Origin of the sequence: Moorena sp. SIO1F2 (assembly GCF_010672755.1) — a bacterium.
Classification (GTDB): Bacteria; Cyanobacteriota; Cyanobacteriia; order Cyanobacteriales; family Coleofasciculaceae; genus Moorena.
In genome coordinates this window covers 1-24626 of record NZ_JAAHFV010000061.1, presented here as the reverse complement: position 1 = coordinate 24626, position 24626 = coordinate 1, and the positions used below count along the sequence as shown (strand labels likewise).

Here is a 24626-nt window from a genome sequence, read left to right as displayed (position 1 = left end):
ACGCAAGCCTCGACTGCAGTTGCAGCAGAGGTAGCGGCGGAATATGTTATTTGATAATTCTTATGAAGTCTAGTTTTAGCTATTGTCCAATAAGAAGCATGAGAAATTTCTTAATTTATTTAATTGAAAGTGAATAAGATTTCGATTAAATAAATTAAGAAATTTCTCATGCTTCTTATTGGACAATAGCTAAAACTAGACTTCATAAGAATTATCTAAATTGTCTAAAAAAAAAATTACATTACTATAGATGACATAATTATGATTCCATGTCACTATAAAACTCCTTGCTTAATCAAATCTTTACAGTTTTTTTTACGGATTTATTAAAGTCTTCACTTTTATAGCAGTCGCCAGGGCAGGCGCGGACATGACAAAAGTCTCAAACCTAAGTAAGCGCAAGAGTTTGACTTCTGACTTCTGACTTCTGACTTCTGACTTCTGACTTCTGCTATAGAGCTCTCGTTTACATCTTTATATGTTGGATAGAAGAGAAGGAAAACGGCCAAGAGGCAGAGTTCAGTAAGGTAGGAATAAAATAGAGACTTTGCGGCAGTATTCAATCGGGTTTGTGATCAATCCCAGGCTACCGGAATTGATATAATGGGGTGATGTAAGCTATCAGCTAATGTGCTATGAACACGCTACTTGAGGTGCTATCAGCTGATAGCTTACGTTGTTTACTTGAGGTCTGATCAACAGACGTTTCTTGTGGCCTTCTTAAAGGATAATGTGCTACTTCTGAGTAATGGGCTGCTGGACACAGTTGAGCATGCGCAGAGTAGCAGCAGCGGCATAGTTCCGGCGTGCTTCAGAATTGGGGAAGAAAGCGTTACCCCTTTCGTTTAGGGGAGATGCAACTTGGCAGTAGGCAGACATTTCAGAAATCAGAGCGACAGCCCAGTGACCTTCGGTGTCGGAAAATTGTGTGACTGACCCATTAGAAACGAGTACCCCTGGCTGACCTTGGAGGTTTTTGGCAAATTCAGCAGCTTTTTTTTGTACTGCCATCAATTCGGCACGAGTTACGGACTTATTTGGTCGAAAGGTGCCATCAGGATAGCCACTAACAATATTATTGTCCCTTGCCCATTGAATTTTGGCAGCACTCCAGCGCCCAGCTTCAACATCCTGATAGGGCCTTCCTGATGCTTGAGTGGGGACAGTAATATTAGCACCTGGCAGTTTACCTAAGCCTTCAATGACCATAGACACGAGTTGTTCTCTGGTGAGAAACCCTTGGGGTCTGAAGGTATTGTCCTGAAATCCAGCAATAAATCCCATTGCTACGGCTTTTTCAATTTCTGAGGCATAGACATCAGTAGCAATATCCCGAAATTTAGAGGTTTCTCGTGGCGGAAGTGGAGGAAGCTTGGATGGATCAGTACTTCCTGTGTTACCTAGGGGTGTGTTAGTAGCAAGGTAGACGTGACCTAGCTCTCTGCCATTGAACATTCTCTTGGCAAATTCCCAACCGGGCTGCAGAAAAATTTTCATAAAGCCCTGGCGAATACCACCAGTTCTACCGATGATTACTTCAGGAGCTTTACGATCAAGGCGGTGCTTACCCACTAGCAACAGTTCACCATTACGCTCAACAATGCTAAGGATGTAATCAAGTCCTAAGTCTTCACCCGCCATGCGCATGGAATAGCCATTGCTATCAGTACTGCGTCCGCAAATGCCAGTAAAGTCAAAGTTCAACAGCAGTGGGTCTACGATCACTGGGTTAGTACCACTCTCGCTCCAACAGGCTCGCTTGTTGGATTTTTGCTCTATGATCAGCAATTGATGGGAATTTGCGCCAAAGGGTTGAGCTACAGCAATAAACTTGCCTTGTTCAACTTGTTTTTGCTCAAAGGTAGCGGCGGAGGTTTGGTTGCCAAGACTGATTGCTGAGAAGGCAGTGGCTAGGGCAACGGTGGCGAAGGTGGCTAGTTTTTGTGGTAATTTTTGTTTTAAAGAACTCTTCATGCTACTTACCTCTGTTTTTCAGCATCTGTACTAGGCTTTTAGGATTTGTCAATTTTAAGACGACTGCTTCAAGCTATAATGATTAACTTTCAGATTAAATGTTTCTGGTTCTAATGGTTTAAGTTTTAATTTTGATTAATAAAATTTGAGCAAAAGTAGCTAAGGACACATAAGCTATCAGCTATCAGCGTGTCGCGTATCAGCTCATGGGCTACAGATGGTGCTACTTCAGGTGCTATCAGGGGCTTTAACTGCACGGGGTCGGATGAGTAAAAGGAGCAGGGTGCATCTCCTAAAAGCTGTTTGACCTGGTGGGTGGAATGGGCATCTTGTTGTGGAATGGGCATCTTGCCCGTGACAATTTTCGGAGCGGACTGTCCCAACACTGGCTACCGAGAAAATGAGGGTGAGTCCGTCCCTAAAGCACCACTAGCAACTACCGACCGTTGATTAGCTGACAGCTGACGGCTGATAGCTGAATACTTACCTAATATCAGTGTGAAGCTAGCGAAACTATCACAAGGTTTTCGAGCCTGAGGGTTATCTCTAAGCATGATGGGATCAAGGCTGAAAATCCGTCGGAGGTCGCTAGGATGTTATTTAATATTGCTGGTGTAGGGACTGGGTTAGGAATTCTAACTCTATTGGTGTTTGGGCTGTTGCAATGGTTGCACATTAGTACTGGTCATTTCCTAGATTGGATAATTGGTGTGGCTAGCTTTTGGTGGCTGTTGGTGATTGTGACAGTTCCGTGGAATGTCCACTTGGAAGCTAGGGAAGTTTTAGCAGAGGGGTCGGCTTCCAGGGCAAATGAGATTGCGGTTGACCCGAAGCAATTAAACTATGTGGAAATGATAGCTAAGCGATCGCTAACCGTAGCAATCGCCCTTCACCTGTTATCTGCTGTGGGTCTGTACATCCTTGCTGCCACTGGGATTAGTGCTGTAGGCTACGTCAGTTCGGGAGCAGCTTTGCTTTTAACTGCTTTGCGTCCAGCGGTACGTTTTTACCAGTATTTAGCAGCCCGGTTAAGGATGATCCGGCAAGAGTTTAAGTATCCTCGCCGAGATGTAATGGAACTACAGAATCGTTTTGAAGCTCTCGAAAGAACTGTCAAAGGTCTAGAAGAGAAACTAGACCCAGAAGAACCTTACTCTTGGGTGGCAACCCATCAGCGTTACTGGGAAGAGACTCGCAAAGGCTTAGCCCAACTTGAAGCATCAATGGCACAACTGGAAGCTAATAACAATGCGGAACACCAACGTTTAGCTCGGGATTCTGAAAATGCGATCGCACAATTAACTACAGATAGTCAATTTCTGGATAATGTCCGAGAAATTATCCGGTTTTTCAAGACAGCTTAGTAGTTATAGCGCAAGTCAGAAGTCAGAAGTCAGAAGTCAGAAGTCAGAAGTCAGAAGTAAACTATGACTAAGTTTTGGAGTTTAGGAATGTCAAACATCTAAATGCGTAGTGCGCTTGCAGCGCTGAGTTAGAGGGCTGCTTGAGGTGGAATCGGGAATCGGGAATCGGGAATCGGAACCCACCCCTAACCCCTCCCAGGAGGGGAACGGGAATCGGGAATCGGGAATCGGGAATCGGGATCAAAGCAAGTTAGATGCTTCATATAAACGCCTGACAACGGCGATAATTCGCTTGCCATAATCTAAGTCAGCTGACCAGCGGCCACTGAGCTGTTCAACTAAGGGAGCAATCCCTCGGGTAACGAAGCGAAACCGGGGATCGACCAAGGGTTGGACTAGGGGTTCCTGACTGGCGTAGGCTTTCAAATGTTGGATATGGGCACGTACTCCAATTCTAGCGCTAGGAAAAGTCGCTTCTTCCTCACTAGTCACTGCTCCCAAACCACCAAAATTATTTTGCTCAGGTCTAAGGCGATCGCTAAAGCGTAGGAAGTTAGTTTCTACACAAGCTTGGGCAAAGGCAATGTCATAGTTGACTCCCTCAATCGAGGCTTCTTCTCGATAGAGCCTAGCTAGGTCAGGAAACTCAGTCAGGGCGTTCTGATTATTGTTTTTAAGAAATATCTGTAACTGGACTTCGGAGGTGCTACCATGACCCATGATCCGGTCAATCAGACCTGGACAGATTTTCTGGGAAATTGAGCGCAAAATCACAGTGCGGGTAGGAGCATCCCAACCGACAAAGATGTTATATTCTCTTAGTTCAATGGCCTTAACATAAACGACTCCCCGATATTGCACACGACGGACATTCTCGGCGGTGGTCAAATCCACTCCTAGGCGATCGGCTAGGTCAATGGGAATGTAAGAATTGCTATTGATTAGAACACCTCGATCATCGTAAGTCTGATTATTGATTTTAATATCAATGATGGGATAAACGGGATTGAGTTGATCGGGTGGCTGTTCACCAGATATCAAACTACTCCATTGGGCAAGTCCATCAGCTATGCCTCTGGCCATGTCACGACGTCGATTCTGGAGCAGAGCACGGTCTTGGGGATTAGTCAGAAAGCCAACTTCGAGCAGTAGGGAGGGCAGGATAACATCACGGCAAAAGGCAAGACGCCCAACACCTGAGTCCGTATCGGGTTTTGCTCCTCGATTGGGCAGTTCAGGAAGGCGTGTGATCAAATAGCGCAGCATTAGTTCACCATGCTTCTTGCGCTCAGTGTTATTGAAAATGTAAAAAGCAGAGGCACCTCGGATGTTAGGATTGGAAAAGGCATCAGCATGAATCTCTAGCGCTACATCACCAAAACCAGCACGGTCATTAATCCATTGAATTGTCTGCTTTAAACTCAATTCATCAGGAACAGATAATACTTCATACCGACGCGATCGCAATTCTGGCACCACCATATCTCGCAGCCCAATCATTTCTTCGGCTTCCGTTGTCCCACCGGCAATCGCCCCTGGGTCAAGACCACCACGTTCCATGCCACCGTGACCTGCTGAAATAAATATACGTCCCATGTCTTGCTTTTTGCCCTCAGCCCTTAATTGAGCACTTGCTGTTTCCAGGATAAGGATTTACTTTCCCTATGGCTAGGGGAAGTTCGAGATACTCTTAAACCGTAATTAATCGGGATGAACCCGTACAAAACGGTCAAGGTGCAATTTATTGTTGCCTGAGGGAGGAGTGGTCATGCAGTAATTGGAGTTAAACCTGCCACTCGTCTTTCTAGGCGTTCCTCACATCTCGATGAGGAGTTGGTTGAAAGCCTGAGTTTTAGTATGCTTACAGTCAAGCCAACCAAGTTCAACTGCATCAACTAAACTCAGTCCCATTCCTTTCAACCAACGCGCGGTACGACGCAATAACACCGCCTGTACCTCGGTTTTACTCATGTACCGAGTAATTTCGAAGTCGGTACCGCGAGCAAGGATGTTTTTGGCAGCATTATGGTCAGCCTGCAACACGACCCCATCAAATCCGGTAAAATTGTCCCCAGTCCTTTTGCCCAACAGGGTGCCATTCCTGGAGTCAATTTGCGACGTGTAACTAGGCTGAACTTCTGTAACAACCGAGCCAGTCCAATCAGCCCATTTTTGCAAAGAATCACGCATCACTCCTTTCATCCAACTATTGAGTTTGCGGGACACGGCTTTAGACTGGCGCTTATTTCTGATTGGTTGTGTTAAATCTTCAGCAAAGACCTTTAAAGATTCTCCATTGAAAAGAGACTTAGAGGCTGCTCCTATTATCGCCGTCAACTCTGCTTGATTTTTTCTGTAACGGCGATTTTCCGTTTTTCTAGTTAGGTTGTTTTCAAGTATTCGAGCCGATTTAACTGAATCTATTTTCTCTAGCTTTCTGTGAAGTGCCCAAAGTTTCCCTCTGTTGCGGTTCTTGGCACATATGCGATCTGATTTCTTAGTAGAGACTTTTCCCAGATCTTTGCCGTGTGCCTGACCGTCTGAATCATAGAAAGCCTCCGTGTAACCCTTATCTACACCGAGACTTCGACGTTCAGAGGGAATTTCTACGGTTCCATGGTCTACCAGAAAGTGGATTTCAAATTTTTGCAGGAGTTGATTATGGATCAGTCTGATTTGTCCTTTTATTTTTCGATTAGATCTAACAACTATCCTGTTCCTCTTCCCTCTCCTTAATCCCGCCAATTCTAACTGGTAAGTGTTACGGTAAAGCCTTTTACATTTGTAACCCACTTGTTGATAGACGATCTGGTTTTTAATCCAAGAATGTCCTCTTTGGAAAAACCTTCTAACAAGTCTGTGTAGAAGAGGATTGTCCAGAAAAGCAACGGTCTTAAGCTGTTTGCAAAGCTCCTTTCGTTTATTTTGATTTTCCTTTCCAGGGAACCTTCTGTAGATTCTTTTTGCTACTGCATCTATACAGGCTGCCTGCTGAGCCGTAATGGCTTTTGCTACATCATTAATAGCCCAATCCATTAATTTAGCAGGCAGCCCTAAGCTGTCGGGATTCCTGAAACTCTTTACTTCCGGGATGGCCTTTTTCCAGTCCAGTCCCCAGTGATTAATGCTTCCCAGTTTGTTGTAAGACTCAGATCTGACAATGCCCAATTTTTTCATTGTGAACAACAACTCTGTCTTAACCGACTCAGTCATCCCTACTACGGGGACGATTTGAGTCGATATTTTTCTAGTTGCTCCTATTTTCTTGGGCATCGTTAATTCTGAATCGTATACTTGAATCTTACTCTAGCGCTAGCAAAATGTCAATGTCTGTTTTATGGTATTAAATACCGTATTATCCCTATTTATTGGGGTTTAATCGCGAGACTGTACAAATCATCCCACCAATAGGGAACAGCAAGGAATAACCAAAGCAACATGGACTGATGAAAAATTAACGATGAATACTATCATTTAGCAAAGGGAGTAGGGAGTCGGGAGTCGGGAGTAGGGGTAATACCGAGTTGCATTCAAAGAGAGTAGATTGGTTGGATAGGGAGATAGGGAGATAGGGACCCACCCCTAACCCCTCCCAGGAGGGGAATATGGGGAGATGGGGAGATAGGGAGATAGGGAGATTGGCGGAAGAGAAAGTTGTACCTTTGACCGCAACTTGGTATAAGAAACTTGAAGGTACCTCATAAGTATGATCAACGCTATAGATTGAGCAACCTCTGGAAAATAATAGCTTTGAGCAAACTAAATATCAATGGCTAATCAAACCTTTGGACTAGACAAGCAGCTTTACGACTACTTAAAATCTGTTTCTCTAAGAGAGCCAGAAGTTTTGACCCAGCTGAGGCTGGAAACAGCACAGCATTCCATGGGTATGATGCAAATAGCTCCTGAACAGGGGCAGTTTATGGCCTTACTAGTGCAGTTGATGGGAGCCAAGAAAACTCTAGAGGTGGGGGTATTTACGGGCTATAGTGCTTTAGCTGTAGCCTTAGCTTTGCCACCAGACGGCCAGGTGGTTGCTTGTGATATCAGTGAGAAGTATACTGCGATCGCACGTCGCTACTGGCAACAAGCTGGAGTAGCTGACAAAATTGACCTGCAAATTGCCCCAGCACTGGACACTCTGGATCGGTTGCTGGAAGAGGGACAAGCAGGTACGTTTGATTTTGCCTTCATTGATGCCGATAAACGGAACTACGAAAACTACTACGAGCAGGCACTGAAACTGGTGCGTAATGGTGGAGTTATTGCTGTGGATAATGTCCTCTGGTCGGGGCGAGTAGCAGATCCTGAGGTAGTCGATAGCAGAACTGAGGTAATTCGAGCATTTAATCAAAAGCTATCTCAAGACCAACGGGTAACCCTTAGTTTGGTACCGATTGCTGATGGATTGACCCTAGCGCTAAAGAAGTATGAAGTATGAAGTATGAAGTATGAAGTATGAAGGTAAGCATTCAGCTTAAGCGCTACGCGCACGCTACTTGAGGTGCTATCAGCTATCAGTTATCAGTTATCAGCTTAAGCGCTACGGGCACGCTACTTGAGGTGCTAATGCGCTACAGATGGTGCTACTTGAGGTGCTTTTGAATCAAACAGGTAAACATTGGTTTAATCTTAGTTACGTTAGCTGACGGCTGACCGCTGACCGCTGACCGCTGACGGCTGACGGCTGACCGCTGACCGCTGACCGCTGACCGCTGACCGCTGACGGCTGACCGCTGACGGCTGACCGCTGACCACTGACTGCTGACCGCTGACGTTTATGCTTCTTTGCTGAGATCATCAAAACAGTAAGGGCAACAAATACCTTTGATATATTTAGGGGAATTGAGATCAGCTTGGGAAATTGGATTTCCACAACCGTAGCACATATGGTGGGTTCCAGCTTCCAACTTGTGCTTGAGAGCAATTCGTTGATCGAAAACAAAGCACTCCCCTTCCCATAAACTTTCGTCTTCTGGGACTTGTTCTAAATACTTGAGAATGCCACCTTTGAGATGATAGACCTGTTTAAAACCCTGACTCAACATAAAGGATGAGGCTTTTTCACAGCGAATACCCCCTGTACAAAACAGGGCTACTTTTTTATCTTTGGTGGAATCGAGGTGGTGGCGAACATAATCAGGGAATTGTCGGAATGAGTCAGTATGGGGATTTTGCGCACCTTTGAAGCTTCCGATATTTACTTCATAGGTATTGCGAGTATCAATCAGTACTACGTCTGGATCTGAAATTAGAGCATTCCAGTCCTGGGGGTTAACATAGGTACCTACCTGCTGATTGGGGTCAACCTCTGGCAAACCGATGGTAACAATTTCTTTCTTTAACCGGACTTTCAGGCGGTTGAATGGGGGGGAGTCGGTGTAGGATTCTTTATGCTGTAAGTCGGCCAGACGGGGATCGGAACGGAGGAACGCTAGGACTGAATCAATGGCTTGACGGGAGCCTGCGATGGTGCTGTTAATGCCTTCTGCTGCGAGGAGAATGGTTCCTGTGATGCCTTGAGCTTCACAATGGGCTAGCAAGGAGGGTCGTTTATCCGCAAAGTCTGGCAATTTGACAAATTTGTAAAATGTTGCAACTACCTGGGTCATGATCCGGTTAAGGGGTGAAAATAGTGCTGAGTTTTGAGTCCTGAGTCGGAAAGTGCCTCACTATTTACTATATTGGCGTATGGTAAGACCCCGCATTAAGGTGCTATGGTAATAGTACTGTTGCGATGTCTATGGGAAAATTTTTTGGCTATCTTGGTTGACTTTCCAGTTGGATGATGTATAATAACAAAAGTGCGGTTGATACACTAAGCTTAATTTAGCTTAAGTTGTCTTTGCCTGGGGGTATAGCTCAGTTGGTAGAGCGCCTGCTTTGCAAGCAGGATGTCAGCGGTTCGAGTCCGCTTACCTCCACTAGTTAGATCTAATCGTAAATTGGTGACTAGGATGGCGTTGCTGAATCAAACGAATGGATCGGAGTAGAGTGGGCATCCTGCCCGCTCCAAAAAATCCCCGAACAGGCAAGATGCCTATTCCACAGGTGCGACCCGTCACGCTACGCGATTGACCGTAGGTCACGCTACGCGATCGCTTTTTTTGTATCTCGTTGACATGACTAATAACTAATAACCACTAACTCTGATTCCATGGACAAATTGATTTCTAAAAAATAGACGATATAGTTCGCAGCTAGCTGTGGCTCGATTCCCCTGAATTCTGATCAAACCCAAGCTTTCCAATTTCTAGGCAGTTAGTGCTTCTAATTCCACACTTTCTGTGGCCATGACTACTTCCTTAAAAGCAGCGACTAGGTCAGGATGGGGTAGCAAAGCGGCTAGATAGTAACGCAAATAGTTACTATAAATTCCAGTTTGAGTTGGTGCTTCCTCTAGTAATTGTTCTAAGCTAACATCCTGTTTAGTGAGATGATAAAGGGCAAGACGAATTAAACTGGGACAACGACCTACCATAGTCACTAAAGGAGCAAGACGTTTCATGGCTTGGTCACCTTTTGCCCAATCCAAACCATGACGCTGGGCTAAGTCTAGCACTTGCTCATTGGTAAATTCTGGGAGTTTAATGGCTAGGCCAACATTAAAGGGCGATTGATTAAGTTTTAGTGGCACATATACATCTGTAGCATGAGCTATCACCCATCTTACGTTTTGCCAAATTTCCAGTTCCCTAGCATCCTCATACCAAGAGCGTAGCAAAGACAGAAAATCCCTAGAAAGTTCTGGATACTCAAAAATTTGATTAACTTCATCTAAAGCAATAACAATTGGCCTATCGACTTGCTCTAGCAAATAGTCTTCAAAGTAAGTGGTACAACTCACCTTAGAGCCAATGTCAGAATCCCAATAGTGATCGAGTTGGAGGGATAAACCCAATTGCCGACTGACGTTGGCACAAAACCAACGTAAGAACTTATCCAGGTTGCTGAAAACTTGGGAGTCAGCTCGGTGTAAACTTAAACTAACAGTACGAAAGCCCTGTTTCTTGGCATAAGCCAAAATCCTTCGCACTAGGGAAGTCTTTCCTTTCTGTCTGGGGCCTTTAATATGAATCAGGCTACCTGGTTTGCTAACTTCTGCGTAGGTGAGCGCTTCAATGGGAGGACGTTCGATGTATAAATTGGAGTTTAGTGGTACCGGACCACTGGGAAAGTCTAGCTCTGGTACCAGAGCAGGGGATAGGGAATTCCCGACGCTGGTTTTTATCCTGTCCTGATAGCCATAAATCCCTAGAGAGGATAGCTGAGCTCGGGAGTACCGCCTCAAAACTGACCGGACATTACTTTTGGTAACTTTTTGTTTGAGAGCCACAGACAGACGTTGCCAAAGTTTGAATCCTACATCTCTAATGTAACTATGCTCATACCCGCAGCTTTCCGCAATCTCAGCGTAAGTCTTACCTTCCCAAACTTCACAGAAGACGGTCTCTTGAAGGTTACTGAAGGAGTAATCGGGCAAAATTGTGTCCAAAACAGCTAGGGCTTCTTCTGCCATCATTGACTAGGTTGAAAGCCAACACACCAAACACTAGTTTTACTTTGACATAGAATTGCCAAAATTTCCGTCCAATCAAGCAATTTTTTCCAATTTTTTACGAAAATTACCAGCAAATAGCCGATTCCAATCTAGGTCAAATTCCCGATTTTTTCAGGCAGACAATTTCCATAGGTGTTTTTTCAAATCAACTCAACGTTGTTTAAGTCTGGTATCCCAAGACGATTGAGTGATGAAAAAACAAGTTTTCGGAGCAGTTTCAGCCCTAGCATTCGCCGCATCTGTGCTGCCTATAGCCATCCCCAGTCTGGTGCCAGTAGCTCAGGCTCAAGCCGGTTTTGTGCCGAATGCTCCCTATGTTGCCAGTGCTGGAATTGCTGGAGCTGCAGGGGATAGGCATTTTATTACCGTTGCTGTGGCTGCCTTTCCCATTAATGCTCTTGTGATTGAGTGTACCAATCTCGCTGGTGTTCGCAAAGCAAAGGTTACTAATCAGTTTGGTGAGAGAGTGCCAGCAACCACAGCAGTTTCTAAGAGTGCTGAAGGTGGTACCGCTCTTACGGTGACCTTGAATGAACCTGTTAAACCAGGCAATGTTCTGCGCATTGTGATGGATGGGGTAGAACAAAATCGAGAAGGGGGAGCGATGCTTTATCGAGTGTCTGCCCTGACCGAAAATATATCCTATCCCTTTCCTGTCGGTACAGCAATGTTACTTGAGCCAGTCCTGAGTGACTAGAGTAAATAGGGTTGAAGGTTGAATGTTGTTTGGTTAAAGGTTGAAGGTTGTTTGGTTAAAGGTTGAATGTTGTTTGGTTGAAGGTTGAATGTTGTTTGGTTGAAGGTTGAATGTTGTTTGGTTGAATGTTGAATGTTGTTTGGTTGAATGTTGAACGCGCACCCGTGGCCAATAGGCCAAGGTTGGTTGAACGCGAACGCGTGGCCAAAGGCCAAGGTTGAAGGTTGTTTGGTTGAACGCGAACGCGTGGCCAAAGGCCAAGGTTGAAGGTTGTTTGGTTGAACACGAACGCGTGGCCAAAGGCCAAGGTTGAAGGTTGTTTGGTTGAATGTTGAACGCGCACCCGTTGCCAAAGGCCAAGGTTGTTTGGTTAGACCTTGCAGCATTAGTATTTTTATGATAAGGCTTGCGTCAATTATTCTGACCTATGCCCTGTTCCTTGATCCGAAGTTCCTTGATCTGAAGTTCCCGAAGTTCTTTGTCTTTCGATATCCGAGCCAAGTACTCCAGGATTTTTTCAAAGGAGTTAAGCTAGCATCAACCAGATGGACAACTTAAAGGAGAAATTTTATATGGGAAGCGAAGGTAATCTGATCGAGGCAGCTTGGCAAGCCCTGGAAGATTCGATTATCTATTATCAAGGTCATCCCGTGGGCACAGTGGCGTCGAAAGACTCGGATATGGAAGCCCTGAATTATGACCAGTGCTTTACCCGGGATTTCGCGGTGTCGGCTATGGCATTGCTGATGAGGGGCAAGGGAGAAATTGTGCGCAATTTCCTGATCGAAACCCTAGGGCTTCAAAGCCGTGAAAAGCATATGGATTGCTTTAAGGCGGGTCTTGGATTGATGCCAGCGAGCTTTAAAGTGATACATAAGAAGGAACAGGAGTATTTAGGGGCGGATTTTGGGGAACATGCGATCGCACGAGTTGCTCCAGTAGATTCTGGCTTGTGGTGGCTGCTGGTGTTAAGGGCTTATGTCAAGGCAACTGGTGATCAAGCCCTTGCCCACCAGACAAGGTTCCAACGGGGAATCAAATTAGTTCTAGATCTGTGTCTGACTAAGCGATTTGATCTGTTTCCCACGATGTTGGTTCCCGATGGTGCCTTCATGATTGACCGACGGATGGGAGTTGATGGCTATCCGTTGGATATTCAAGCCCTATTCTACACTGCTTTGCAGGCGGCCAGTGAGTTGTTGTTGCCAGAGGATGATTACGTTCCTGTTGTCAAGGAGCGCTTGGGTCATCTGACTTATCATATTCGGAATTACTATTGGTTGAATTTAGACCGCCTCAAGGAAATCTATCGCTACAATGTGGAAGAGTTCGGTGAAGCGGCAATCAATAAGTTTAATGTCTATGCTGACACTATTCCTGATTGGCTAATGCAATGGTTGCCAGATTCAGGGGGATATTTTGTGGGTAACCTTGGACCAGGAAGGATGGATTTTCGCTTTTTTGCCCAAGGTAATTTAATGGCCATTATTACTTCCCTAGCTACTGAAGAACAATCCCAAGCCATTATGAACTTGATCGAGCAACAGTGGCAGGATTTAGTGGGAGAAATGCCGATGAAAGTTTGTTTTCCGGCTTTGGAAGGTCGCGATTGGCAGATTATCACAGGTTGTGATCCCAAAAATACTCCTTGGTCTTACCATAATGGGGGGAGTTGGCCCTTCTTGTTGTGGGAATTAGCAGCAGCAGCCCAAAAAACTGGGAAATCTGAACTGGCCCATAAAGCCTTAAAGATTGCTGCCAAACGCCTGCTTAAGGATAAATGGCCAGAGTACTATGATGGTAAAAATGGTCGCCTGATTGGCAAGAAAGCCAGGAAAGTTCAAACCTGGACAATTGCTGGGTTTTTAGCAGCACAACAGTTGATAGATAATCCGGATCATCTTAACTTAGTAAGTTTTGAGGACACTGCTGTGATGATTTGCTCTATGGATATTGCGGAAATCGTTGCTATGAACAAATAATCTTAAACTAATTTAAACTAATTTAAATTAACTTAAACTAATTTAAAATTGGTACTCGCCAAGTACCAATTTTAAACTAACAATTACCAAAATTACCAATGACATTAATCAAGGGTTGGGATGCTGCCCACAATCTCAAAACTACCCCCAGTTGGATCCGCAATTAGTATGGACGGCTGACCAGTTTATGGTCAACCGCCCGTTAGCAGATGCACCTGATGATAAAACGATTATCGCAGGCTACCCTTGGTTTGGGGATTGGGGGTCAGATACCATGATTAGTTTGCCAGCATTGACTCTCTCGACCGGTCCTCCTGACGTTGCTTGCACTATTCTTCCCACCTTTGCCCGTTATATAGATCAAGGGATGTTACCCAATCTCTTCCCAGATGTAGGAACGGAAGCAGAATACAACACCGTGGATGCTACGCTCTGGTATTTCGAGGCAATCCGTGCCTATTACGAAGCGACGCAAGATCAGAGGTTGATAGCGGAATTGTTTCCAATTCTAGAAGAGGTAATTGACTGGCATCGTCGGGGAACTCGCTACAGCATTCACTTGGATAACGATGGTTTAATTTATGCAGGGGAAGCGGGAGTCCAGCAAAGCCAACTAAGCGTCAACCAACTAATCTTAAACCTACCCTTCACCGAACGCCAAAGGCGAACAACTAACTAACCTTAAACCTTGGCCTGTCGGCCACGCTACGCGAACCACCAATTAAGCTTAAATAAAATAACCTTCAACCTTCAACTTTCAACTTTAAAAGCGATGCAGCTGGCCTGAGTTATGACTGAAGAATATCAAAGACTGGAAGAAGCTCGCAATCACATTATCCATTGGAAACGCTGGGGTCCTTACCTAAGTGAGCGACAGTGGGGAACAGTACGAGAAGACTATAGCCCGGATGGACAAGCGTGGGATTATTTTACCCATGACCAGGCGCGATCGCGTACTTACCGTTGGGGCGAAGATGGTATTTTGGGTATTTGTGATGATCAACAGTATTTGTGTTTTGCCCTAGCGCTATGGAACGGCAAAGACCCCATCCTTAAAGAACGGATTTATGGTTTAACGGGCACTGAAGGTAATCACGGGGAAGATGTTAAAGAGTATTATTTCTATCTAGATAGTACTCCTACCCACTCCTACATGAAGGGATTATACAAATATCCCCAAGCTGAGTTTCCCTATACTTGGCTAGTGCAGGAAAACCAACGTCGGGGACGGGAAGCACCAGAGTTTGAACTGCTCGATACAGGGATATTCCAGGAAAATCGTTACTATGATGTATTCCTAGAGTATGCCAAAGCCTCGGCGGAGCAAATTTTAATCCAAATTACTGCGATTAATCGAGGACCAGATCCTCAAACTCTCCATATCCTACCTACTCTCTGGTTCCGCAATACTTGGTCTTGGAATGCTAATTCTCCCAAGCCCTTAATCAAGGTTGCTAAATCTGATCACCAATTCAGTGTCCTGGAAGCCTCCCATCCCACATTGGGACAACGGTGGTTTTACTGTGAGGGTTCACCAGAATTATTAGTTACTGATAACGAAACCAATTATCAGCGCTTGTTTGGGGTAGAGAATCAGTCTGCCTATGTTAAAGATGGCATTAATAACTATGTGGTTCAGGGTGACAATAATGCCGTCAATCCTAGCAGAGTCGGCACAAAAGTGGCTCCCCATTACCGATTTACTATTGGTGCTGGGGAGACTCGGGTGATTAAGCTGTGGCTGAGTGATGCTCCCAATATCCCCCAACCCTTTGGCAGTGAGTTTTCAAGGATTATTGCCACCCGTCGCTCAGAAGCGGATCAGTTTTACCATGCGATCGCACCATCCGGACTTAATAATGATCAGCGTAATATTCAGCGTCAAGCCTTCGCAGGACTGTTGTGGAGTAAACAGTATTATTACTACAACGTAGAAACCTGGCTCAAGGGTGACCCCAATCAACCCCCACCTCCACCAGAACGTCTCAAAGTCAGGAATCAGCAATGGAATCATCTCAACAATGCAGATATTATTTCGATGCCCGATAAATGGGAATATCCCTGGTTTGCAGCCTGGGATTTGGCATTCCACTGCATCCCCTTAGCTGTCCGGCAAAAGAAGCCCCACATCTCAATGCGCAGCATGAGTGTGGGATGAATTTTGCACAGGGTCTTTTGGATCACGAAGACGAGCTATAAAACTTCATTGTATGTATTGATTACTGAGTCATTCCCCTCCGTTTTGCTTCTTGCTCCAATTGTCTTTTCTCGAAATCGGTAAGTCTAATTGTAATTTTTATTGTTTTCATTATGACTAGCGCTTTGACTAGCTGTATATTATACTAATAGTAGCTCGATGAGCTAGAGAACAAGTCAAATGAGAATCGCGTACCAGTACCGCTTAAAACCAACAAAGCAGCAAAAAGCCAAGATAGATCACTGGCTGTCAATGCTGTGTGCTCAATATAACTATTTGTTGGCCGATCGGTTTCGTTGGTACGAGGAAAATCGCTGTTCAATTAATGCTTGTCCTCTTGTCTGCCATCTTTCCGAATTAAGGGACAATCCAGATTACTACTCCCAGAAAAAGACTTTACCCAATCTCAAGAATACTCATCCTTGGTACAGGGACATACATTCCCAGGTGCTTCAGGATGTAGTCAAAAGAGTAAAGCACGCTTTTGATAGATTTGTTAAGGGGGATTGCAATGGGAAGCGGAGTGGTAAACCCAGGTTTAAGAAACAACACCGCTACCGCACCTTTACCTACCCCCAAATGAAAGAAGGTTGTTTGGATGGCAATCTTATCAACCTCCCTAAAATAGGTAAAATCAAGGTTTTACTACATCGCCCTATTCCTGATGGATTCAAAATAAAAACAGCTTCGATCACCAAAAAGTGTGATAGATATTATCTGGTATTGTCCCTAGAAGATAAAACTGTACCTGAAGTTAAACCTGACATTAATCCTGACTCAATAGTCGGTATTGATGTTGGTCTTAAGGAGTTTTTGACTACTTCGGAAGGAGAGACAATAGAAATTCCTCAGTATTACCGAAAATCTCAAAAAAGATTGAAGGTTATTCAGAAAAGGGTATCTCGACGTAAGAAGGGAGGCAGCAACAGACTCAAGGCTATCAAGCAACTTGGTAGACAGCACAAAAAAGTAGCGGATAAACGGAAAGACTTCCACTTTAAAACCGCCAATTATTTGCTGTCAAAATACGATGTAGTAGCTCACGAAAAGTTAAATGTAAAGGGACTGGCTAAGTCCCGATTGGCTAAGTCTGTATTGGATGCGGGTTGGTCAAGCTTTCTGACAATCCTGGCAAGCAAAGCCGAAAATGCTGGCTTGTTGGCGGTTCCGGTAAGTGCCCAAAACACCTCACAGAATTGCTCCAATTGTGGCAAAAAAGTTACCAAAAAGCTGCATACAAGGTGGCACGATTGTCCCCATTGTGGTTGCAGCCTCGATCGTGATCATAATGCAGCGATCAATATACGAAACAGAGCGGCAGGGTTTGAAGTTACCGTAAGATAGTGGAGCCTTAATCAAAAAGTTTTAACCCTTTTATGCATAGCCGACTAACAATAAAGGCTCCACTATCTAAGGTTTCGTCTCTCGGCAGTCCGTTCTTAAAGCCCAGCGCCTCCTAAGCGATGGCCGGATTGGCGCTTGTTGCCTACACGCTCACCCAACGGGTCAGTGTAGGAGCTGTCACCAATGATTGATCCAGATTTGGCTAAGAATCAACTTGACTTAATGACGCGGGAGTGGTATATGCATCCCAATGGGCAAATTCCCGCTTATGAATGGAACTTTTCAGATGTCAATCCTCCCGTGCATGGGTGGGCAACCTGGCAAGTTTATCAGATCGAAAAACAGTTGCATGGAACAGGCGATCGCCAATTTTTAGAACGGGTCTTTCAAAAGCTTCTGCTTAACTTTACCTGGTGGGTTAACCGCAAAGATTTCGACGGCAACAATGTATTTGAAGGGGGGTTTTTAGGTTTAGATAATATTGGAGTATTTGACCGTAGTTCAGACCTGCCAAGCGGAGGGTATATTGAGCAATCCGATGGCACCAGCTGGATGGGAATGTACTGTCTCAATATGCTCACTATTGCCCTAGAATTAGCTTTAGAAAACCCTGTCTATGAAGACATGGCTACTAAGTTTTTTGAACACTTCCTCTACATTGCCGCTGCTATGAATAATATTGGGGAAGATGAGACGCAATTGTGGGATGAAGAGGATGGCTTTTTCTATGATGTGCTACACTTACCTAATCAGGAACAGTTGCGCCTGAAAGTACGCTCCATGGTAGGGTTAATTCCTCTGTTTGCCGTCACTACTATAGAACCAGAGACCCTCAATAAACTTCCGGGTTTTAAAAAACGATTGGAGTGGTTTATTCAACATCGCCCTGATCTCAAACGCAATGTTGCTTGTATGGAAACTAAGGGAGTAGGCGCAAAGCGGATGCTTGCTCTATGTTATATGACTCTTGGAAAAGTGGTAGAAAGTGATAAATTCCGCCGCATTCTCAGCAAGTTGTTGGATGAAAATGAGTTTTTAAGTGACTATGGTATCCGAGCCATTTCTAAGTTTCCTAAGGATAATCATTATCGATTATATGTCAATGATAATGAACATCGTGTAGACTACGAACCTGCTGAATCTAGTAATGGGTTATTTGGGGGAAATTCTAACTGGCGTGGTCCGATTTGGATGCCCCTTAACTATCTCTTAATTGAATCTTTGCAAACCTTCCATTACTATTTAGGAGATACGTTTAAAGTGGAATGCCCTACAGGATCAGGGAATCTGATGACCCTTGGGGAAGTTTCTGTAGAACTATCCCGGCGTATCATTCGGATTTTCCAGAAAAATCAATCCAGTCATCGTCCTCTTTATGGCAAAATTAAGGAATTTCAAACTGATCCGAATTGGCACAATTTAATTCTGTTCTATGAATATTTCCATGGCGATAGTGGCTTAGGAATTGGAACAAGTCACCAAACTGGTTGGACTGGATTAATTGCCAAACTGATCCAACAATGTGCTGACTATAGTGCGTAAGCATATGCGCTACGCGCACGCTACCCGAACAGCTGTTCGCGTAGCGTGAGCTTTTAGCTGACGGCTGACAGCTGACGGCTGATAGCTTACCTATTACCCATTACTGATTATCTAAAAAACCTTCGACTATAAACACTACCGCGCACCACTTGACAGGATATAATTCATTGAAACTTTGCTATTGTCAACGTCTATGTCAAGTTTCATTGCTAAAATAACAGATTGGTTGAATCGGATTCCAGGGCGTGGTTACTTATTGATCGCTATCCTAATTTTTGCAGCAGCGAATTCGGTCATTCGTAAGCTCACTGACCTGGGTGCAGATAATTTAATTGATGGTAACAATCCTATTTCCTTCTGTAATGTTTTGTTTGTTGGCAATCTCTGCGCGTTGCTAGCGTTGATTGCTATTTATGGACGACAGTGGAATTTTCGATCCCTCAGACAACTCTCTGGAACAGATTGGTTAGGGTTACTGGGTGTCGCAGTTTTGTCAGGAGCACTGGCACCATCTCTGATATTTATCGCTCTTGAGCGCACTGCTGTTAATAATGTAGTGCTGATTGGACGCATTGAGCCTCCTCTGGCTTTGGCTTTGTCAGTTTTACTTCTCAAAGAACGGGTAAATCGTTGGGTGATAGCTGGTGCGATTATTTCATTTATTGGTGTCATCCTGACTATTTTGCTTCAGCCTCCGCAGGAAAACATGATTACTATGGCGGGAGGCTTTAGGATTGGTGTCGGTGAATTGATGGCAGCAGCAGGTGCGATCGCATTAGCAATTTCTACGATTATTAGTAAAGTGAAGCTGCGCCAAATCCCTCTGGGCATCTTTACGGTGTTCAGAACTGCTACAGGTACAGTCATTTTCTTTGTTGTGGTGATTAAGTTATTTGGAGTAGGTCACTTTATGAATGTTTTCTCACCCTTTGTCTGGCAATGGATGCTCCTCTATGGAGCTGTGATTGTAGTAGGGGGTCAACTCTGTTGGTTTAAGGGTTTGAAGACTACTACTGCATCCGATGTTTCTCTGGCCAGTTCGTTTAGTCCACTAGCGGGCATTTTAGCAGCTTACTTGATTCTATCAGAAGTACCAACAATAGCTCAATATATTGGTGGTGCTGTAATTATTTGCGGCATTGTCCTGAATCAAATTGGTATTTCTCGCAAGCTTCCTAAAACTGATACTCTAATTGTGAGAGAATCGACGAAAGAAATCGAAGTCGGGTTTAAGGGAGTATGAATGTAAGCATTCAGCTAATGCTTACGTATTAACATCTTTATGTTACTAGTTATAGAGATGTCACTATGGAGATGTCACTATGGAGATATCGGCCAAATTTGCTGAAAGAGTTACCGAGCGCTTGATGGCTGGAATATTAACGTTTCCTGATGGTCAAGCTTGGGTAATTGTAGTTATCTTAATTGTGATTTATGGTTTAATTGCTTTACCGATTGGTTTACGCAACGGCTTTTTGCAACTGGATCAAAACTTACTTACTATTGATAATCCCCCATTATCTCCTTTATTCAGGAAAACTGATCTAAATGCTGTTAATGTCAAAACCTCTTGGCATCCAGTGCTAAAGATTATGATAACTGCTCTGTTTACCCCAGCAATACTTGAAGAGATATTTTTCCGGGTTTTATTATTACCTCATCCCTCAGAAAACCCTTCCTTAATTTCAATATACGCTTGGTCTACAGTAAGTTTATTCATTTTTGTTATCTATCATCCTCTGAATGCTATCACCTTCTATCCGGCGGCACGGGAAACATTTTTTAAACCTATTTTTCTATTCCTAGCTACACTTTTGGGAATTATTTGTACTATTGCTTATATTAAAAGTGGCTCCATCTGGACAGCTGTCGTCATTCACTGGTTGTTTGTTGTGATCTGGCTGATTGGCTTGGGTGGTAAAAGCAGACTTTTGTAACTTAAGCTATCAGCTAATGCGCTACGCGCACGCTACTTGAGGTGCTATCAGCTATCAGCTAATGCGCTACGCGCACGCTAACCGAACAGCTATCAGCGCTTTTCATAACTATGAGGTACACAGGTTTTTTTCCCTATTCCCTATTCCCTGTTCCCTGTTCCCTATTCCCTTTGCTATCGCACTGACGCACTCAGGACTTAGATAATTTCATGAACACTGAACTATTTGCAATTATTGCCCTATTTATCCTTGGCTTTGGTTTAATTTCTGGGCGCATTGAGAAAAGTGTGATTACTCCACCGATGGCTTTTGTTATCTTTGGAATTTTATTGAGTCCGCCATTGTTGGGTTTATTGAATCTAGACGTAGAGCATGAGTTTGTTCGGATAATTGCTGAATTTACCTTGATTCTGGTTTTGTTCACTGATGCTTCTCGGATTAATCTTAAACTGTTGCGTCACGAGTACAATTTACCGGTACGTCTGTTAGGTATTGGTCTACCACTGACAATTATCCTAGGAACAATTTTGGCAGTACTGTTGCTTGGAGGTAGGTTAGAATTCTGGGAAGCAGCGGCCTTGGCAACAATTCTGGCTCCCACTGATGCGGCTTTAGGACAAGCGGTGGTCAGCAGTCGGAGTGTTCCGATTTGTATTCGTCAATCCCTCAATGTTGAAAGTGGTTTGAATGATGGTATTTGTTTACCGATTCTATTAATTTTCCTCTCTTTAGCTGGAACAATGGAAGGGACGGGAACAGCAAGCTTTTGGTTTCGCTTTGCTGCTATGCAAGTGATTCTCGGACCAATCGTTGGGGTAGCAGTTGGCTATATTGGCGGTTGGTTGGTGTCAGAGAGTGCTCGCCGCAAGTGGATTACTCATAGTTTTGAAGATTTATCGGTATTAGGACTGTCGTTATTCGCTTATGCGATTGGCCGTAGGCCACGCCAAAGGCGATCGCAGAATTAGTGGGGGGAAATGGTTTTATTGCCGCGTTTTGTGCTGGCTTAACCCTAGGGAATACAGCTCCATCAATTTGTGATTCTTTGTATGAGTTTGGAGAAGCAGAGGGACAGTTGCTGGTGCTGCTGATTTTTATGATTTATGGGTCAATGATGGTGTTTCCTGCTCTGGATGAGGTGAATTGGCAGATGGGATTGTACGCCGTTGCTACTCTGACCATTGCTCGGATGGTAGGGGTTGCTATTAGCGTGATTGGTATGAAGTTGCGTTGGTATACTATCTTATTTCTGGGCTGGTTTGGACCGAGGGGAGTGGCTTCAATATTGTATGGTTTACTAATTTTAGAGGGGGATGGAATTCAGGGTAGTGAAGTGATGTTTAGCACTATGGTAGTAACTGTGTTGATCAGTGTGTTTGCTCATGGTTTAACGGCTTTTCCAGGAGCTAACTGGTATGGTAAGCACATGGCAAGATTTAAAGCTACCCATGACATGCCAGAATTGATGCCACGGTCGGAAATGCCTGTTCGTTTGTCTTGGCGTAAATGATAGGGAGTAGGGAGTAGGGAGTAGGGAGTAGGGAGTCGGGAGTAGGCAAGCTAGCAATAGTTTTGGAACTTTGCAAGAGGTCTTCTGAGTAGACTAGTAATCCTAACAGTAGCCGAAGTTATTGTAGCCCTTGAGAAGCACCGAAAATCAGCTAAATAACGTTAAACATTATTTGGAACAGGATAAAGATTATTCAACCAAATAACCTTCAACCTTCAACCAAATAACCTTCAACCAAATAACCTTCAACTTGCTAACCTCCAACCTCACAACCTTCAACCTTGAAAATCAAACATAATTCTAGATTATAACACAAAATTACTAGCATCATGGAGCTCAACAACATCAACATCTTCGAGAACCAGAAATATCTGACTTCCATCTGAGTTAGTATTTAAAGAAGGAAACGGAAATTCCTGTTCTAATTCCCTGAAAACCCCTTGATAATTGCTGGCATCCGAGCCATCTTTGTTAAACAAAACAACAGCACTATTGTCCTGTGAACCAAAACTCAGAAAGCCCCGATTAATCGCATCTGCATAATTAGCAACTGTAATTCCGTTATTATTAAATAACTCAGTAAGAACAATTTTGTCACTTCCCACTTCAAAGTCGGTGATCTGATCGCCAGCATCTCGGTGTGAAGTGTAGACAAACTGATCATTACCACCACCACCAGTGAGCAAATCTCGAGCTTGGAAACCAGTGATAATGTCATTGTTATCAGTACCAGTCAGCTGATCACTACCTGCGGTGCCATTGATAATAGTTGGCTCAGGTAAGGTAAAGCGAGCCAAAATTGGGTCATGGTCGCTAGCTTGGTCAGCAAACTCACTGTTGACGTGGACAATGTCATACTCAGCACGAGCATTAACTAGGTTATCACTGACTAAAATGTGGTCAAGTGCCTGAGAGTTCCCTTCAAAAATAAATGTGTAACGCTCATCCTCTGGTAACGTTTCCGTCAGATTGGTCAGCACTGAATTGTGAGCTCCCTTAAGAGTTTCCAGTGGTTTTTCAAAATCAAACGTATTGAAGTCTCCGAGCAATACCACATTGGCATCAGGGTCATTAGTCAGAATGGTATCGACAAAATCGTTAAGGATTTGAGCTTGTTGATTCCGTTTCTCCTCCTGACCGTTGTGTGGTGGTTGATTCTCACCAAAGAGAGGGTCACTACCACCCTTGGAAGAGAAGTGATTATTAATAACAGAGATGGTTTCACCGTTAAACTCAAACTCCGTCAACAAAGACTTGCGGGTATTATCGAAAGCCGTCTCACCAACACCAATACGTTGAGCAGAATCAGTGTTGATGGTAACTCGGTTAGGGTTGTAGAGGTAACCGACGCGGATATTACCACCAGGTTGACCCCCATCCTGACCGTCCACAGGGGGGATATCAAAGAAGGAGTACTGAGGTCCACCAGTAGCAACTATGGCATTAATCAGAGTTTCGTAGGTTTCCCTAGCATCCACATTACCATTGTCTATAGTTCCGTTATTGTCTTGAACCTCTTGCAGAGCAATGATATCCGGGGATTGGAGATTATTGATAACTTGAAATGCGATCGCATTAAATTTACCATCACCGATATCATCATCCCCATCTTGACTATTGGGGTCGAGGTTTTCGACATTGAAGCTAGCAATCGTAACTTGATTTGCACTACTGACTAAATTCGTTATCTCTGGGGTTAGGTTACCGGATGTAGCACGAATTGGTTCAGTAGACTGGAGTTCAAAGTTACCGAAACTGTAGCTAAGTACCCCTGTTACAGTACCGAGCTCGTCACCGACATTAACTATAGGAGAGGTGCCATTCAATAGAGTGTCATCAATCTGAATTCGTTCTGGATTGAAGTCACCGTCACTAATGGTAATGCCACCACGATTATTAACACCAGTAGGATTGACATCACCTGGAACCGTCCAAATTTCACCAAACCTATTAGTGGGAGCAACCGCTACAGCATTATTGATTTGCACCCGCATCCCTTCTAGGCTTTCGTAAAAGTCGATGCTATCAGTAGCTTCATTGAAGTCAGTTAAACCATCATCATCAATAATTTCTGTAGGTACTGTACGGTCTTCACCGATAACCACTGCAGTAGGTAAAGGGTTGTTCGATGATAAGACCCTAATATTAGTCAGGTTAGTAATTTCAGTCAGGGTTAAGTCATCGGAACGGTTACTACGCCGAAATTCTTGGACATCACCACTCACTTGCACCTCGTCACGGATTTTGACCGTAGGAGTAGAATTAGTAAAGACAAAAATTCCATCTGAGGTGGCATCATTATTATCTCCATAAGGGTCTTGTAGGTAGAAGCCGTTGCTCGCTACCCCAGTCACAATACCTGTAGTGGTGACAGACTGACCAACAAATGGTGAGATATGACCTTCACCTTGGATGTCGTATATGGGACGTATGATTCGATTTGTCATATACCTACGTTTCTCTTTAGCACTCACTAGTAATTTCAGGTTTTTGTCTTGGTTTTAAAACCAAGACAAAA

At 44.1% G+C, this 24626-nt stretch carries 24 protein-coding genes, 1 tRNA gene and 1 pseudogene; 15 read left to right on the top strand and 11 right to left on the bottom strand.

Annotated elements, in window-relative coordinates:
* Positions 1–735 precede the first annotated feature (735 nt).
* Positions 736–1974: a DUF3747 domain-containing protein gene (locus F6J94_RS10705; protein WP_293019390.1), complete on the bottom strand. Its 1239-nt coding sequence runs from the start codon at positions 1972–1974 to the stop codon at positions 736–738.
* A 303-nt stretch (positions 1975–2277) separates the two neighbouring features.
* Here F6J94_RS10705 and F6J94_RS10700 point away from each other — a divergent pair, with 303 nt between their 5' ends.
* Both F6J94_RS10700 and F6J94_RS10695 read left to right on the top strand, forming a co-directional pair.
* Positions 2278–2424, top strand: a complete 147-nt coding sequence (locus F6J94_RS10700; protein WP_293019389.1) for a hypothetical protein — start codon at positions 2278–2280, stop codon at positions 2422–2424.
* Positions 2425–2567: 143 nt separating this feature from the next.
* Positions 2568–3338, top strand: a complete 771-nt coding sequence (locus F6J94_RS10695) for a hypothetical protein (protein WP_293019387.1) — start codon at positions 2568–2570, stop codon at positions 3336–3338.
* 67 nt (positions 3339–3405) lie between these two features.
* Here F6J94_RS10695 and F6J94_RS10690 read toward each other — a convergent pair whose 3' ends face one another.
* The 4 genes from F6J94_RS10690 to F6J94_RS10675 all read right to left on the bottom strand — a co-directional run bounded on the left by F6J94_RS10690 (position 3406) and on the right by F6J94_RS10675 (position 6918).
* Positions 3406–3582, bottom strand: coding sequence for a hypothetical protein (locus F6J94_RS10690; RefSeq protein ID WP_158069635.1), 177 nt, complete (start codon positions 3580–3582; stop codon positions 3406–3408).
* Complete coding sequence (locus F6J94_RS10685; protein WP_293039703.1) at positions 3579–4934, bottom strand: N-acetylmuramoyl-L-alanine amidase; 1356 nt, start codon at positions 4932–4934, stop codon at positions 3579–3581. The genes F6J94_RS10690 and F6J94_RS10685 overlap by 4 nt, the downstream gene beginning before the upstream one ends.
* A 219-nt stretch (positions 4935–5153) precedes the next feature.
* Entirely contained in the window at positions 5154–6611 is a 1458-nt protein-coding gene (locus tag F6J94_RS10680; protein ID WP_293039700.1) for a zinc ribbon domain-containing protein, read from the bottom strand.
* A 181-nt stretch (positions 6612–6792) separates the two neighbouring features.
* Positions 6793–6918, bottom strand: coding sequence for a hypothetical protein (locus tag F6J94_RS10675; RefSeq protein WP_293019380.1), 126 nt, complete (start codon positions 6916–6918; stop codon positions 6793–6795).
* Positions 6919–7107: 189 nt separating this feature from the next.
* On the opposite strand from F6J94_RS10675, the gene F6J94_RS10670 reads away from it, so the two are divergent.
* Complete coding sequence (locus F6J94_RS10670; RefSeq protein ID WP_293039697.1) at positions 7108–7779, top strand: class I SAM-dependent methyltransferase; 672 nt, start codon at positions 7108–7110, stop codon at positions 7777–7779.
* 195 nt (positions 7780–7974) lie between these two features.
* Here the strand turns inward: F6J94_RS10670 and F6J94_RS10665 are convergent, their stop codons facing one another.
* On the bottom strand, positions 7975–8139 hold the full coding sequence (locus F6J94_RS10665) for a hypothetical protein (RefSeq protein ID WP_293039694.1): 165 nt from the start codon (positions 8137–8139) through the stop codon (positions 7975–7977).
* Positions 8117–8950, bottom strand: a complete 834-nt coding sequence (locus tag F6J94_RS10660) for a rhodanese-related sulfurtransferase (protein WP_293019374.1) — start codon at positions 8948–8950, stop codon at positions 8117–8119. The genes F6J94_RS10665 and F6J94_RS10660 overlap by 23 nt, the downstream gene beginning before the upstream one ends.
* Positions 8951–9189: 239 nt before the next feature.
* Here F6J94_RS10660 and F6J94_RS10655 point away from each other — a divergent pair.
* A tRNA-Ala gene (locus tag F6J94_RS10655) sits at positions 9190–9262 on the top strand.
* A 329-nt stretch (positions 9263–9591) separates the two neighbouring features.
* On the opposite strand, the gene F6J94_RS10650 is transcribed toward F6J94_RS10655, so the two are convergent.
* Complete coding sequence (locus F6J94_RS10650) at positions 9592–10860, bottom strand: AAA-like domain-containing protein (RefSeq protein ID WP_367142189.1); 1269 nt, start codon at positions 10858–10860, stop codon at positions 9592–9594.
* A gap of 229 nt (positions 10861–11089) precedes the next feature.
* Between F6J94_RS10650 and F6J94_RS10645 the strand changes: the two genes are divergently transcribed.
* Entirely contained in the window at positions 11090–11596 is a 507-nt protein-coding gene (locus F6J94_RS10645; RefSeq protein ID WP_293019371.1) for a DUF2808 domain-containing protein, read from the top strand.
* On the opposite strand, the gene F6J94_RS10640 is transcribed toward F6J94_RS10645, so the two are convergent.
* Positions 11593–11982 carry a hypothetical protein gene (locus F6J94_RS10640; RefSeq protein WP_293039691.1) on the bottom strand — a complete coding sequence of 130 codons (390 nt, stop codon included), beginning with the start codon at positions 11980–11982 and terminating at the stop codon, positions 11593–11595. The genes F6J94_RS10645 and F6J94_RS10640 overlap by 4 nt on opposite strands.
* A gap of 186 nt (positions 11983–12168) precedes the next feature.
* On the opposite strand from F6J94_RS10640, the gene F6J94_RS10635 reads away from it, so the two are divergent.
* The 10 genes and pseudogenes from F6J94_RS10635 (at position 12169) to F6J94_RS10590 (ending at position 22108) form a co-directional block, all read left to right on the top strand.
* Positions 12169–13578 (top strand): glycoside hydrolase 100 family protein, encoded by a 1410-nt coding sequence (locus F6J94_RS10635; RefSeq protein ID WP_293039688.1) that lies wholly within the window; start codon positions 12169–12171, stop codon positions 13576–13578.
* A gap of 160 nt (positions 13579–13738) precedes the next feature.
* A pseudogene (locus F6J94_RS10630) lies at positions 13739–14182 on the top strand (amylo-alpha-1,6-glucosidase); the annotation flags it as partial.
* A gap of 186 nt (positions 14183–14368) precedes the next feature.
* Positions 14369–15736, top strand: a complete 1368-nt coding sequence (locus tag F6J94_RS10625; RefSeq protein WP_293039685.1) for a hypothetical protein — start codon at positions 14369–14371, stop codon at positions 15734–15736.
* A 219-nt stretch (positions 15737–15955) separates the two neighbouring features.
* Entirely contained in the window at positions 15956–17119 is a 1164-nt protein-coding gene (locus tag F6J94_RS10620; protein WP_293039683.1) for a transposase, read from the top strand.
* Between the two features lie 183 nt (positions 17120–17302).
* Positions 17303–18661, top strand: a complete 1359-nt coding sequence (locus F6J94_RS10615) for a hypothetical protein (protein ID WP_293039681.1) — start codon at positions 17303–17305, stop codon at positions 18659–18661.
* A gap of 193 nt (positions 18662–18854) precedes the next feature.
* Positions 18855–19904, top strand: coding sequence for a DMT family transporter (locus F6J94_RS10610; RefSeq protein ID WP_293039679.1), 1050 nt, complete (start codon positions 18855–18857; stop codon positions 19902–19904).
* A 79-nt stretch (positions 19905–19983) separates the two neighbouring features.
* A complete protein-coding gene (locus F6J94_RS10605; RefSeq protein WP_293039677.1) occupies positions 19984–20598 on the top strand; it encodes a CPBP family glutamic-type intramembrane protease in 615 nt (204 codons plus the stop codon).
* Between the two features lie 61 nt (positions 20599–20659).
* Positions 20660–20803, top strand: a complete 144-nt coding sequence (locus F6J94_RS10600) for a hypothetical protein (RefSeq protein ID WP_293039675.1) — start codon at positions 20660–20662, stop codon at positions 20801–20803.
* Positions 20804–20807: 4 nt separating this feature from the next.
* A complete protein-coding gene (locus F6J94_RS10595; RefSeq protein ID WP_293039673.1) occupies positions 20808–21566 on the top strand; it encodes a cation:proton antiporter in 759 nt (252 codons plus the stop codon).
* Positions 21566–22108 carry a cation:proton antiporter gene (locus F6J94_RS10590; protein WP_293039671.1) on the top strand — a complete coding sequence of 181 codons (543 nt, stop codon included), beginning with the start codon at positions 21566–21568 and terminating at the stop codon, positions 22106–22108. Before F6J94_RS10595 ends, F6J94_RS10590 begins: the two co-directional genes overlap by 1 nt.
* Here F6J94_RS10590 and F6J94_RS10585 read toward each other — a convergent pair.
* Together F6J94_RS10585 and F6J94_RS10580 are read right to left on the bottom strand one after the other, a co-directional pair.
* Complete coding sequence (locus F6J94_RS10585; protein ID WP_293019357.1) at positions 22041–22184, bottom strand: hypothetical protein; 144 nt, start codon at positions 22182–22184, stop codon at positions 22041–22043. The two genes, F6J94_RS10590 and F6J94_RS10585, sit on opposite strands and share 68 nt — an antisense overlap.
* Before the next feature lie 229 nt (positions 22185–22413).
* The gene (locus F6J94_RS10580; RefSeq protein WP_293039669.1) at positions 22414–24555 is read right to left on the bottom strand and encodes an endonuclease/exonuclease/phosphatase family protein; all 2142 of its coding nucleotides are present in this window, start codon (positions 24553–24555) and stop codon (positions 22414–22416) included.
* Positions 24556–24626 lie beyond the last annotated feature (71 nt).

Coding starts and splice junctions, on each gene's coding strand:
- F6J94_RS10705 (WP_293019390.1), bottom strand. CDS start 1,974: ATGAAGAGTTCTTTAAAACAAAAATTACCACAAAAACTAGCCACCTTC.
- F6J94_RS10695 (WP_293019387.1), top strand. CDS start 2,568: ATGTTATTTAATATTGCTGGTGTAGGGACTGGGTTAGGAATTCTAACT.
- F6J94_RS10685 (WP_293039703.1), bottom strand. CDS start 4,934: ATGGGACGTATATTTATTTCAGCAGGTCACGGTGGCATGGAACGTGGT.
- F6J94_RS10680 (WP_293039700.1), bottom strand. CDS start 6,611: ATGCCCAAGAAAATAGGAGCAACTAGAAAAATATCGACTCAAATCGTC.
- F6J94_RS10670 (WP_293039697.1), top strand. CDS start 7,108: ATGGCTAATCAAACCTTTGGACTAGACAAGCAGCTTTACGACTACTTA.
- F6J94_RS10665 (WP_293039694.1), bottom strand. CDS start 8,139: ATGATCTCAGCAAAGAAGCATAAACGTCAGCGGTCAGCAGTCAGTGGT.
- F6J94_RS10660 (WP_293019374.1), bottom strand. CDS start 8,950: ATGACCCAGGTAGTTGCAACATTTTACAAATTTGTCAAATTGCCAGAC.
- F6J94_RS10650 (WP_367142189.1), bottom strand. CDS start 10,860: ATGATGGCAGAAGAAGCCCTAGCTGTTTTGGACACAATTTTGCCCGAT.
- F6J94_RS10645 (WP_293019371.1), top strand. CDS start 11,090: ATGAAAAAACAAGTTTTCGGAGCAGTTTCAGCCCTAGCATTCGCCGCA.
- F6J94_RS10640 (WP_293039691.1), bottom strand. CDS start 11,982: ATGCTGCAAGGTCTAACCAAACAACCTTGGCCTTTGGCAACGGGTGCG.
- F6J94_RS10635 (WP_293039688.1), top strand. CDS start 12,169: ATGGGAAGCGAAGGTAATCTGATCGAGGCAGCTTGGCAAGCCCTGGAA.
- F6J94_RS10625 (WP_293039685.1), top strand. CDS start 14,369: ATGACTGAAGAATATCAAAGACTGGAAGAAGCTCGCAATCACATTATC.
- F6J94_RS10620 (WP_293039683.1), top strand. CDS start 15,956: ATGAGAATCGCGTACCAGTACCGCTTAAAACCAACAAAGCAGCAAAAA.
- F6J94_RS10615 (WP_293039681.1), top strand. CDS start 17,303: ATGATTGATCCAGATTTGGCTAAGAATCAACTTGACTTAATGACGCGG.
- F6J94_RS10610 (WP_293039679.1), top strand. CDS start 18,855: ATGTCAAGTTTCATTGCTAAAATAACAGATTGGTTGAATCGGATTCCA.
- F6J94_RS10605 (WP_293039677.1), top strand. CDS start 19,984: ATGGAGATATCGGCCAAATTTGCTGAAAGAGTTACCGAGCGCTTGATG.
- F6J94_RS10600 (WP_293039675.1), top strand. CDS start 20,660: ATGCGCTACGCGCACGCTAACCGAACAGCTATCAGCGCTTTTCATAAC.
- F6J94_RS10595 (WP_293039673.1), top strand. CDS start 20,808: ATGAACACTGAACTATTTGCAATTATTGCCCTATTTATCCTTGGCTTT.
- F6J94_RS10580 (WP_293039669.1), bottom strand. CDS start 24,555: ATGACAAATCGAATCATACGTCCCATATACGACATCCAAGGTGAAGGT.